Below are 12,402 nucleotides of genomic sequence, written 5' to 3'. Positions count from 1 at the left end.
CGAAAAATGCAAAAGGCCGCGCAAGGCGGCCCCGGGGTGTGTCGGCGAGAAGCTGTTCAGGGCTGGCCTCAGGCCTTGGCTTGAGCCTGTGCGCCCAGCGCGATCTTCAACAGATCGGCCACCGTATTGGCGTTGAGCTTTTCCATGATGTTGGCGCGGTGCGCCTCGACCGTCTTGATGCTGATGCCCAGGTCGTCGGCGATCTGCTTGTTCAGCCGGCCGGCGACGATGCGCTCGAGCACCTGCGATTCACGTGTGGTCAACCGCGACAGCAACGCATCGCGGCTGGCCGCTTCCTGGTGCTGGCTGAACGCCGAGCGGGCCTGCTCGAGCATGCTCTCGACCAGCGCCAGCAGTTCCTCCTCCTTGAACGGCTTCTCGATGAAATCGAGCGCTCCCTTTTTCATCGTCGTCACCGCCATCGGCACGTCGCCGTGGCCGGTGATGAAGACGATCGGCAGCGGGCTGCGCCGCTCCATCAGGCGATCCTGCAATTCGAGGCCGCTCATGCCGTCCATCCGGATATCGGCAATCAGGCAGGCGACTTCGCGCGGGTCGAAGCGCGACAGGAAGGACTCCGACGAATCGAAACACTTGACCCGGTAGTCCTTGCCTTCGAGCAACCATTGCAGTGAATCGCGCACCGCCTCGTCGTCATCGACGACGTAGACGGTACCTTTCTTCGGAATCAGGCTCATGTCGTGACGGCTGGAATGGGGGAAGTTGACGCCTCGAGGCGCGACAGGTCGACCGGTAGCGTAAATGCAAAACAGCAGCCGACCGCCAAACCGCCATTGTAGATGTTCTGCGCCCGTATGCGGCCCCGGTGCGACTCGATGATCGTGCGGCAAAGGCTGAGCCCGATTCCGAGGCCTTCGGCCTTGGTCGAGAAGAAGGCCTCGTAGAGTCGGCTCATCATTTCCGGGTTGATGCCGGGGCCCATGTCGGTGACGCTGAACTCGATCACGCCGCCTTCTTCCTGGGTATGTTTTGGCACCACGCGCAATTCGATGCTGCGCCGCGCCGGCGGCAGCTTGGCCGAATCGATTGCCTCGGCGGCGTTTTTCAGCAGGTTCAGCAGCACCTGTTCGATCAGGATCGGGTCGGCCATCAGCGGCGGCAGCCGCTGTGCGACGTAGGTGCGTATCGTCACGTTGCGGCGTCGCAGCTCGATGCCGGCCAGTTCGACCGCATCTTCGACGATGGTGCCGGCGCGGGTCAGCTGGCGCTGCGGTTCGCTGCGTTTCACGAAGGCGCGGATGCGGTGGATGATCTGGCCTGCGCGCTGCGCCTGGCGCGAGGTCTTTTCGAGCGCGGCAATCAGGTCCTGCTTCTCGATCGCATCCCGGTTCACCCGCGTGATCATGCCGTTGCAGTAGTTCGCGATCGCGGTCAGCGGCTGGTTCAGTTCGTGGGCAACCGACGAAGCCATTTCGCCCATCGTCACCAGCCGGCTGGTGACCTGCGCCTTCTCGGCCTGGGCGGCAGCCAGCGCCTCGGCACCGCGGCGCGCGGTGATGTCGGTGGCGATCAGCATCTGCGCCAGCCGGCCATCGGTCCATTGCAGGTAGCGGGCGCGGACATCGAACCATTTGCGCAGGTGCTCGATGTGGACCTCGCGCGAATCGGAACCGGCCTCGGTGATTTCCTGCGTCGGCAGGCCACCGAGGTCGTCGACCTCGTCGTCGGAGCCGCTGTCCATCGCCTGCCCGACCTCGCCGCCGGCCATCTGCAGATGGCCCTGCCCGTCGGCGCCGAACCACAGCCGGTAGGAGCGGTTGGCAAACAGCAGTTCGCCCTGCTGCACCGACATCACCGACACCGCGGCGTCCAGCCCCTCGAGCACCGTCGTGAAGCGTTCGTGCGACGCCGACAACTGGTCGCGCACCCGTTTCGCCTCGGTGATGTTGGTCATCGACGTCATCCAGCCGGTCTGGATGCCCTTCGGGTCGATCAGCGGCGAGACATACATCCGCGCGTCGAACAGCGAGCCGTCCTTGCGCATCACCTTGACCTCGATGCCGCCGGCCGGGCTGCGGCCCTTCAGTTCCTGCTGCAGCAGCCGGTTGTTCTCCTCGTAACGATCGGACGGCCAGTACGGGAAGGGCGGCCGGCGGTCGATCAGTTCGGCCTCGGAGAAACCGGTCATCGCGCAGAACGCCGGGTTGACATAGGTGATGCTGCCTTCCATGTCCATCGCGCGCATGCCGGTCAGCATCGAGTTTTCCATCGCACGGCGGAAATTGGCCTCCGACGCCAGCGTGTCCTGCATCTGCAGCCGGCGCCGCATGTGGCGCCAGGTGCCGAGCAGCATCCAGACGGTCAGCACGCTCAGCGAAGCCACCATCCAGAACAGCGTATTGCTGATAAGGCCGATCGACGTGCGGTGGCCCAGCGCCTGCAGCGCGATGCCGTTGCTGGCCGGTGCCAGCGGCGCCTGGTGGACGATCGATGGCGGCCGCGATCGGTCGCCCGGCGAACGCATCACGGTGCTGGCCAGCACGTGGCCGCGGCTGTCGATCAGATTGATCGTGTGCCGCTGGGCGACCTCGGTCGGGACGTAGAAGCGCAGCAGGCTTTCGGTCGAATATTCGGCGATCAATGCGCCGACAAAATTGCCGCGGTCGATCAGCGGGATGTGCACCTGCAGCACGGTGACACCGAAATCGTTGGTCAGCGCACCCGAATAAATCGGCTGGCGCAGCGTATTGGCGGCCTGGAACGAGGTCTCCGGCGCCGCCATCTGGTTTGCCTGCGGCAACGAGCTGGTCAACTCGGCGCCGCTGTGCGATGCATCGAGCGCAAATCGCGGCGCGACATAGGCGGCCTGCCTGACCCGATTCGCATCGACCCAGAAAAGTGCCGTGACTTCCGGCCGTTCCTGGGTGAAGATCGAGGCGTGACTCGTGAAATTTTCGGGACCGATCACACCGGTCACCAGTTCGCGGGCGATCCGGAACAACTGCTCCTGGTTCTCGATCAGCCGCAGCCGGATCTGTTGCTGCGAGATCTCGGTATCGCGCTGCACCGATTCCTGTTCACGCTCGAATTCCTCATTGCGCAGATACCAGAACGCCGAAATGATCGCCGCCAGGAACAGCAGCACCGACACCAGCGGCCCGAGCGTGGCATACCGGTCCTGGCGCGACGGCGACTGCTTGCGCCACCAGCGGCCGAACAAGCGCCGCGCCAGCGTCGGACGCGCCATCGTTCTGCCGGGTGTGCTTCGAATCGACTTCATCGGCGGATTATCGACGCCAGTTCCAGCGCGTCACAGCCACGGTGTCATTGCTCGAATTTCGTATTGTGATATGCATTGGCGCTATTTGAAATATTTTCCTTTTGTGCGAAACTTCCGGCCGCACCAAACAACCGCCCCCACCAGGAGACACCATGTCAGCGATGCCTGATCAAGCGCAGTCCGGTTCCAACCCCGCCACCGATACCGATTCGCAAGAGACACGCGAATGGATGGATGCGCTGTCGGCCGTGATCGAAACCGAGGGGCCGGAACGGGCTCACTTCCTGCTCGAGGAACTGCTCGAGCATGCGCGCCAGAACAGCATCGACATGCCGTTTTCGGCGACCACCGCCTACGTCAACACGATCGAGCCTCACGAGGAAGAACGCAGCCCCGGCAACCTCGAACTGGAAGGGCGGCTGCGCGCCTACATGCGCTGGAACGCGATGGCGATGGTCGTCAAGGCAAACCGGCAGCACACCGACGATGGCGGCGATCTTGGTGGCCACATCAGTTCGTTTGCCTCGGTGGCCCACATGTTTGCCGCCGGTTTCAACCATTTCTGGCATGCCGACAGCGCCGAACGCGGCGGCGACCTGCTCTATATCCAGGGCCATTCGGCGCCCGGCATCTATGCGCGTGCATTTCTCGAAGGCCGGCTGAGCGAGGAGCAGCTGCTCAATTTCCGCCAGGAAGTCGACGGCAAGGGTCTGTCGAGCTACCCGCACCCGAAGCTGATGCCGGAGTTCTGGCAGTTTCCGACCGTCTCGATGGGCCTCGGCCCGCTGATGGCGATCTACCAGGCGCGTTTTCTGAAATACCTGCATGCCCGCGGCATTGCCGATACCAGCCAGCGCAAGGTATGGGTCTTCTGCGGTGACGGCGAGATGGACGAGCCCGAGTCGCTCGGCGCGATCGGCCTGGCCGCACGCGAGAACCTCGACAACCTGATCTTCGTGATCAACTGCAACCTGCAGCGTCTCGATGGCCCAGTGCGCGGCAACGGCAAGATCGTGCAGGAACTCGAAGGCGAGTTCCGCGGTTCCGGCTGGAATGTGATCAAGCTGCTGTGGGGCAGTGCCTGGGATCCGCTGCTGGCACGCGACAAGGACGGTGCGTTGCGCCAGATCATGCTCGACACGCTCGACGGCGACTACCAGGCGTTCAAGGCCAACGACGGCGCCTTCGTCCGCGAGAAGTTTTTCGGCCGCGACCCGCGCACGATTGAACTGGTCTCGAAGATGAGCGACCAGGACATCTGGAACCTGCGCCGCGGCGGCCACGATGCGCAAAAGGTTTACGCCGCATTCCACAAGGCGACCCACCACAAGGGCCAGCCGACGGTGCTGCTGATCAAGACCGTCAAGGGCTACGGCATGGGCAAGGCCGGCGAAGGCAAGAATACGGCCCACCAGACGAAGAAGCTGACCGACGACGACATCCGCTATTTCCGCGACCGCTTCAATATCCCGATCCCGGACAGCGAGCTGTCGAAGATCCCGTTCTACAAACCGGCCGACGATACGCCGGAGATGGCCTACCTGCACGAGCGGCGCAAAGCGCTCGGCGGCTACCTGCCGCAGCGCCGCGCGAAGGCCGACGAACATTTCACGGTGCCGTCGCTCGAGACCTTCAAGGCGGTGCTCGATCCGACCGCCGAAGGGCGCGAGATCAGCACGACCCAGGCCTATGTGCGCTTCCTGACCCAGCTGCTGCGCGACAAGGCGCTCGGCCCGCGCGTCGTGCCCATCCTCGTCGACGAGGCGCGCACCTTCGGCATGGAGGGCCTGTTCCGCCAGATCGGCATCTACAACCCGCAAGGGCAGCTGTACACGCCGGTCGACAAGGACCAGGTCATGTACTACAAGGAAGACAAGGCCGGCCAGATCCTGCAGGAGGGCATCAACGAGGCCGGCGGCATGAGCAGCTGGATCGCCGCGGCCACCTCGTATTCGACCAACAACCGGATCATGGTGCCGTTCTATGTCTATTACTCGATGTTCGGCTTCCAGCGCATCGGCGACCTGGCCTGGGCAGCGGGCGACATGCAGGCGCGTGGCTTCCTGCTCGGCGGCACGTCGGGCCGCACGACGCTGAACGGCGAAGGCCTGCAGCACGAGGACGGCCACAGCCACATCCTGGCCGGCACGATCCCGAATTGCATCAGCTACGACCCGACCTTTGCCCACGAAGTCGGCGTGATCCTGCACCACGGCCTGAAGCGCATGGTCGAGAAGCAGGAAAACGTCTATTACTACCTGACGCTGCTGAACGAGAACTACCCGATGCCCGGCCTGCGTGCCGGCACCGAGGAAGAGATCATCAAGGGCATGTACCTGCTCGAGGAGGGCGCGAAGAAGAAAAAGGCCGCACGCGTCAACCTGCTCGGCAGCGGCACCATCCTGCGCGAATCGATCGCCGCGAAGAAGCTGCTCGAGGAAGACTGGGGCGTGTCGGCGAATGTCTGGAGCTGCCCGAGCTTCAACGAACTGGCCCGCGATGGCCAGGCGGTGGATCGCTGGAACCTGCTGCACCCGACCGACAAGCCGAAGCAGGCTTTCGTGACGACGCAGCTCGACGGCCACGAAGGCCCGGTGATCGCATCGACCGACTACATGAAGAACTACGCCGAGCAGATCCGCGCCTTCATTCCGAAGGGCCGCAGCTACCGGGTGCTCGGCACCGACGGCTTCGGGCGCAGCGATTTCCGCACCCGGCTGCGCGAGCATTTCGAGGTCAACCGCCACTACATCGTCGTCGCGTCGCTGAAGGCGCTGGCCGATGATGGGTCGGTCGACGCGGCCAAGGTCGCCGAGGCGATCAAGAAATACGGCATCGATGCCGACAAGATCAACCCGCTCTACGCCTGACAAACTTCGGAGACAACAAATGGCGCTGGTCCAAGTCAAGGTTCCCGACATCGGGGATTTCAAGGATGTGGAGATCATCGAACTGCTGGTCAAGCCGGGCGACGTGGTCAAGGCGGAACAATCGCTGCTGACGGTGGAGAGCGACAAGGCATCGATGGAGATTCCGTCGTCGCATGCCGGTACCGTCAAGTCGTTGAAGGTCGGGCTCGGTGACAAGGTCAGCGAAGGCTCGCTGATCCTCGAGCTCGAAGCCGAAGGCGAAGCGGCCCAGCAGGCAGCCCCGGCACCGGCTCCGGCCGCAAGCCCGGCGGCTGCGCCGGCTGCCGCCGCACCGACCCCAGCGCCGGCCCCGGCCGCCGCCGCCGGACCGGTCGAGGTCGCGGTGCCGGACATCGGCGATTTCGACGAGGTCGCGGTGATCGAGGTGATGGTCAAGGTTGGCGACAAGGTCGAGGTCGAACAAAGCCTGATCACCGTCGAAAGCGACAAGGCGTCGATGGAAATTCCGTCGTCGCAGGCCGGCGTCGTGAAGGAATTGAAGGTCAAGGTCGGCGACAAGGTCTCCGAAGGCACGGTGGTCGTCGTGCTCGAGGGCGTCGCCGGCGCGCCGGCCGCAGCGCCGGCACCGGCCGCTGCAGCGCCGGCTCCGCAGGCTGCACCGGCGCAGCCTGCTGCTGGCGGCGATGCAAAGGCTGCAGCGCCGAAATCGGCTGGCGCCGAGCCGGCCCACCAGCCGGCAGCGCCGGCCGGCCAGTTGCCACATGCCTCGCCGTCGATCCGCAAGCTGGCGCGTGAACTCGGCGTTCCGCTGGCCGAAGTGAAGGGCAGCGGGCGCAAGGGCCGCATCACGCACGAAGACGTCGCCGGCTTCGTCAAGTCGGTGATGGCCGGGACGACGCAGACCGCTGCGCAGGCTGCGAAGGGCGGTGGCACTGCCGCAGCCGCCGGCGGCGGCAGCCTGCCGGGCCTGCTGCCGTGGCCGCAGGTCGACTTCACGAAATTCGGCGCGGTCGAGCGCAAGGACCTGAGCCGGATCAAGAAGTTGAGCGGCGCGAACCTGCACCGCAACTGGGTGATGATCCCGCACGTCACGAACAACGACGAGGCCGACATCACCGAACTGGAAGCCTTCCGCGTTCGCCTGAACAAGGAAAACGAGAAAAGCGGTGTCAAGGTGACGATGCTGGCCTTTGTCATCAAGGCGGTGGTCGCCGCGCTGAAAAAATTCCCCGAGTTCAATACCAGCCTCGACGGCGACCAGCTCGTCTACAAGCAGTATTTCCACATCGGCTTTGCCGCCGACACGCCGAACGGCCTGGTCGTCCCGGTGCTGAAGGACGCCGACAAGAAAGGCGTGCTGCAGATCAGCCAGGAAATGGGTGAACTCGCGAAGAAGGCGCGCGACGGCAAGATGGGGCCGGCCGACATGACCGGCGGTTGCTTCTCGATCAGCTCGCTCGGCGGCATCGGCGGCACGCACTTCACGCCGATCATCAACGCACCGGAAGTGGCGATCCTCGGCCTGTCGAAAGGCCAGATGAAACCGGTCTGGGACGGCAAGGCCTTCGAGCCGCGCCTGACGTTGCCGTTGTCGCTCTCGTACGACCACCGGGTGATCGACGGCGCGTCGGCTGCGCGCTTCAACGCCTACCTCGGCCAGGTCCTCGCCGACTTCCGCCGCGTGCTGCTGTAAGGAACAACAAGATGGCACTGATCGATATCAAGGTACCGGACATCGGCGACTTCAAGGATGTCGCGGTGATCGAGTTGCTGGTCAAACCCGGCGACGAGATCAAGGAAGAACAGAGCCTGATCACCGTCGAAAGCGACAAGGCGTCAATGGAAATCCCGTCGTCGCACGCCGGCACGGTGAAGGACGTGAAAGTCAAGATCGGCGATACCGTCAGCGAGGGTACGCTGCTGTTGACGCTGGAGGCGGCCGGCGACGCGGGGGCGGCAAAACCGGCCGCACCGGCGGCGCAGGCGGCACCGGCTCCCGCACCGGCACCGAAGCAGGCTGCGGCCGGCCCGGCGCCGCAGGCGGCGCAGTTCGGTGGGTCTGCCGATGTCGACTGCGACCTGATCGTGATCGGCGCCGGCCCCGGCGGCTATACCGCGGCATTCCGCGCCGCCGATCTCGGACTGAAGACGGTGCTGGTCGAGCGTTACCCGACGCTCGGCGGCGTCTGCCTGAACGTCGGCTGCATCCCGTCGAAGGCGCTGCTGCATGTCGCGGCGGTGATCGACGAGGTCAGCCATTTCGATACGCTCGGCGTCAGTTTTGCCAAGCCGCAGGTCGACCTCGCAAAGCTGAAGACGCACAAGGAAAAAGTCGTCGGCAAGCTGACCGGCGGGCTGGCCGCGATGGCCAAGATGCGCAAGGTCACGGTGCTGCAGGGCAGCGCCGAATTCCTCGATCCGTTCAACGTCTCGGTGCAGTTGGCCGACGGCAAGAAGCAGACGGTGCGCTTCAAGCAGGCGATCATCGCCGCCGGCTCCGAAGCGGTGAAACTGCCGTTCCTGCCGAAGGACGATCCGCGGGTCGTGACGTCGACCGGTGCGCTCGAACTGCGTCAGCAGCCGAAGCGGATGCTGGTCGTCGGCGGCGGCATCATCGGCCTCGAGATGGGCACGGTCTATTCGACGCTCGGCGCGCGGCTCGACGTGGTCGAGATGCTCGACGGCCTGATGCCCGGCGCCGATCGTGACCTGGTCAAGGTCTGGCAGAAGATGAATGCCAAGCGCTTCGACAACATCATGTTGAAGACCAAGACGGTCGGCGCAGAAGCCACGAAGAAGGGCATCAGTGTCACCTTCGAAGGCGAGGGCGCTCCGAAGGACCCGCAGCTCTACGACATGGTGCTGCAGGCGGTCGGCCGCAGCCCGAACGGCAACAAGATCGGCGCCGACAAGGCCGGCGTGATCGTCGGCGAGCGTGGCTTCATCCCGGTCGACATCCAGATGCGGACCAATGTGCCGCACATCTTCGCGATCGGCGACATCGTCGGCCAGCCGATGCTGGCGCACAAGGCGACCCACGAGGCGCATGTCGCGGCCGAAGTCGCCGCCGGTGTGCAACTCGGCGATGACAAGCTCGCGGCGACCGCGTTCAATGCCCGTGTCATTCCGAGCGTCGCCTATACCGACCCGGAACTGGCCTGGGTCGGCCTGACCGAGGACGACGCGAAGGCACGCGGGATCAAGGTCAAGAAGGGCCTGTTCCCGTGGAACGCGTCCGGCCGGGCCATCGCCAACGGCCGCGACGAAGGCTTCACGAAGCTGCTGTTCAGCGAGGAAACGCATGCCATCGTTGGCGGCGGCATCGTCGGCACCCATGCCGGCGACATGATCGGTGAAGTGGCTTTGGCGATCGAGATGGGGGCCGACGGCGTCGATATCGGCAAGACCATCCACCCGCACCCGACGCTCGGCGAAAGCATCGGCCTCGCCGCCGAGGCCTACGAAGGCGCCTGCACCGACCTGCCGCCGGTCAAGCGCTGAACGCGGCAAGCGTCGCAGACGGCAAGAAAAAGGCCCCGCGATGCGGGGCCTTTTTTTGTGCTGCCGGCTCAGTTGCGCCGTGTGCCGCGTTGCGGAACCGGCGGCGGCGCCGGCGGCATCGCGGACGGTGCTGGTGTCATCGCCGGCACTGTCGGCGCGGTGATCGCCGCACCGCCCGGATTCGCCTGCGCCATGTCATCGGCGCGCTGATCGAGCTCGGTCTTCTTGCTCGGCGGCACGTCGGGCACCAGCACCGGGCAGCGAGCAGGCGCGTCGGCACCTGCGGACCAGCCGGCTTCGTCGTTGGCGCCGGTATTCGGTTTGGCCAGGCCGAGCGAGCTGATCAGGCTGCTCATTGCGGCCTGGGTGCGCACATAAGCCAGACCCTGGTCGTACTGGGCATTGGCCAGCGAACGGCGAGCCGTATAGACCTCGTTCTCGGAATTCAGCAGGTCGAGCAGCGTGCGGCCGGCGATGCTGTTGTCGAACTGGATCCGATAGGCGTCGCGAGCGCTGGTGATCGCCGTCGTGTTGCGATCAAGATAGGTCAGTTGCTCGGTCAGCTTGCGCGTATCGTTGAACGCGATCGCCGCGGTCTGGCGGACTTCGCGGCAGGTGCGATCGCGGACGTCGGCAGCCTGGTTGACGAGGTCGACCTGCTGGCGGACGCGGGCGCGGTCGGAGCCGCCGGCGAACAGGTTCCAGCTCATCACGATTTCAGCGGTCGCGTTGCGATCCTGATCGACGACGCCCTGGTAGTTCTTGCCACCGCCACCACGCAGCCGGGCCTCGACGCGCGGCTGGAATGCAGCCTCGCGAATCTTCACCGTCGAGCGAGCAGCACGCAGCGACTCGATCGCGGCGCTGATCGCCGGGTTGCGCCGGATCGCCTGGGTGGTGGCCTCGGTCGCATTGTTCGGAACCGATTGTTGCAGCAGGCCCGGAATCGGCAATGTGGGCGGCGGCGAGTCGCCGACCAGCCGCTGGTAACGCGCGGTGACGTCGTGCAGATTGGCCAGCTCGGTGGTCAGGTTCGACTCGGCCAGCGCGAGACGGGCATTGGCCTGCTCGAGGTTGACCGAGCGATCGACACCGGCGCGGGTACGCTTGCCGATCTGCAGCGAGACATATTTGTGCTGCACGTAATTGTCTTCGGCGAGCTCGACCAAGCGCCGATAACGCAGCACGTCGTAATAGGCGCGCGCCACCTCGAGCGCGATCTGGTCGGCCGTATCGATCAATTCGAAATAGCGGGCGCGTTTCTCGTGGCTGAGCCGGTTGACGTCATTGCTGGTGGCCAGGCCGTCCCACAGCAGCTGGCTCAGCGTCAGGCCGATGCCGGTGCGGTTGACCGTCTGCGTTTCCGGAACGCGCGAGGTGATGCTGGTGCGGTCCTTGCCGACGCTGGCGTCGAGATCGAGGCGGGGCAGGAACCCACCTCTGACAACATCGATCGCATCGTCGGCCGCCCGGTAAGCGTTGAACCTGGCGGCGACCTCCGGATTGGTCTGCAATGCCTTCTCGACCGCATTGCGCAACGGGTCGGCGGTCTGTGCCGAAGCGGCCAGTGCGCTGCAGGCCAAGGCTGCCGCTATCGCCACCGACCGCACTGTCCTGCTGCCTTCGATCAATCCCGCCGTTTGCCTGACTTGGAGATTCTTCATTGTCATTCCTTTCGTCTGGATCCTGCTATACGGCCGAAGACGCATTGCCACTCGTCATCGGCCGCTCGATTGAACCAGCGACCTCGCCATCGTTGTCTTGTAACAGCTAGATCAAGGTGCTGACACAAGTGTAGGACAGCGTTGCGCTGCATATCTCTGCTTTGCACCACCAGCACCGCTTGTCAGGCACCGAAGTCGAGGCTCTGCAAACTATTGCCGGTTACGGGCAGTAACGCCAGGTTGACGAGTCTGCCATGAGCCGGGGGCAATGCACAGCCCACGAATGAATGGTCAACAGGGATCGGCCCCATTGTTGCCGTGGGACCACATTCAAGTTCCCGGCGCAGCGGGCGATAACGGGTCACGTCCGTACCGATTGGCTGCTGCGTTGTCCGTCGTCTGTTTCCCCACCGCGCTGCCGGCCAGCCAGGCATGCCGATTGCCAAGGGCGGCGCTCACGGTCGGCTTGCGGATGTTCCGCAGATGGCTGCCGCTGCTGCTGATCGGTGCCTTGCTGCTGCTCAGCCTCGGACTGCGCGCCTACGACAACAACCGGATGATGGCTGCCGCGTCGGCGCTCGGGCCACGCGCCCAGGCCAATGCCGGTGCGCTGCAGCAGCTGATCGCGCAGGGCTCGCGAGCGACCGATGACAGTCGGGTCCGTGCCACCAACCAGTTTTTCAACGACTCGGTCCACTATGCCGACGACATCGAGATCTGGGGCGTCTCCGACTATTGGGCTTCTCCGCTCGAGATGCTGGCCAAGGGCGTCGGCGACTGCGAGGATTATTCGATCGGCAAATATTTCGCGCTGCTGTCGATGGGCATGCCGCCGAGCAAGCTGCGCATGGTGTTCGTCCGCGCCATGGTCGACGGGCTGGGTTCGCGCGGCCAGGCGCACATGGTCGTTGCCTTCTATCCGACCCCCGGCGCCGAGCCGCTGATCCTCGACAATCTCGTTTCCGAGGTGCTGCCGGCATCCCGACGGCCCGACCTGGTGCCCGTCTACAGCTTCAATTCCGAAGGCCTCTGGCAAGGCGTCGGTGGGCAGATCACCGGCGATCCGATCTCCCGATTGTCCAAATGGCGGGACGTGCTGGCGAAAGCGCGTGCCGAAGGCTTCTGA

General features: G+C 64.7%; 7 protein-coding genes. 4 read left to right on the top strand and 3 right to left on the bottom strand.

The window, feature by feature from the left end:
- Nucleotides 1-68: 68 nt before the first annotated feature.
- A complete protein-coding gene (locus tag ACNH6H_RS02670) occupies nucleotides 69-698 on the bottom strand; it encodes a response regulator transcription factor (RefSeq protein WP_418315405.1) in 630 nt (209 codons plus the stop codon).
- On the bottom strand, nucleotides 695-3,241 hold the full coding sequence (locus tag ACNH6H_RS02665) for a PAS domain S-box protein (protein WP_418315404.1): 2,547 nt from the start codon (nucleotides 3,239-3,241) through the stop codon (nucleotides 695-697). Before ACNH6H_RS02665 ends, ACNH6H_RS02670 begins: the two co-directional genes overlap by 4 nt.
- Nucleotides 3,242-3,393: 152 nt before the next feature.
- On the opposite strand from ACNH6H_RS02665, the gene aceE reads away from it, so the two are divergent.
- Genes aceE through lpdA form a run of 3 tightly spaced genes read left to right on the top strand, consistent with a single transcriptional unit; the run spans nucleotide 3,394 to nucleotide 9,612 of the window.
- Nucleotides 3,394-6,111, top strand: a complete 2,718-nt coding sequence (aceE, locus tag ACNH6H_RS02660; protein WP_418315402.1) for a pyruvate dehydrogenase (acetyl-transferring), homodimeric type — start codon at nucleotides 3,394-3,396, stop codon at nucleotides 6,109-6,111.
- 19 nt (nucleotides 6,112-6,130) lie between these two features.
- Nucleotides 6,131-7,804, top strand: a complete 1,674-nt coding sequence (gene aceF, locus ACNH6H_RS02655; protein WP_418315400.1) for a dihydrolipoyllysine-residue acetyltransferase — start codon at nucleotides 6,131-6,133, stop codon at nucleotides 7,802-7,804.
- Between the two features lie 11 nt (nucleotides 7,805-7,815).
- Nucleotides 7,816-9,612, top strand: coding sequence for a dihydrolipoyl dehydrogenase (gene lpdA, locus ACNH6H_RS02650; RefSeq protein WP_418315398.1), 1,797 nt, complete (start codon nucleotides 7,816-7,818; stop codon nucleotides 9,610-9,612).
- Nucleotides 9,613-9,680: 68 nt separating this feature from the next.
- Here lpdA and ACNH6H_RS02645 read toward each other — a convergent pair whose 3' ends face one another.
- Nucleotides 9,681-11,276: a TolC family outer membrane protein gene (locus ACNH6H_RS02645; protein WP_418315397.1), complete on the bottom strand. Its 1,596-nt coding sequence runs from the start codon at nucleotides 11,274-11,276 to the stop codon at nucleotides 9,681-9,683.
- 472 nt (nucleotides 11,277-11,748) lie between these two features.
- Between ACNH6H_RS02645 and ACNH6H_RS02640 the strand changes: the two genes are divergently transcribed.
- On the top strand, nucleotides 11,749-12,402 hold the full coding sequence (locus ACNH6H_RS02640; RefSeq protein WP_418315395.1) for a transglutaminase-like cysteine peptidase: 654 nt from the start codon (nucleotides 11,749-11,751) through the stop codon (nucleotides 12,400-12,402).

Origin of the sequence: Pseudideonella sakaiensis, from assembly GCF_048320135.1 — a bacterium.
In the GTDB taxonomy this organism is placed as follows: Bacteria; Pseudomonadota; Gammaproteobacteria; order Burkholderiales; family Burkholderiaceae_C; genus Ideonella_A; species Ideonella_A sakaiensis_A.
This window is presented reverse-complemented; position numbering and strand designations above follow the sequence as displayed.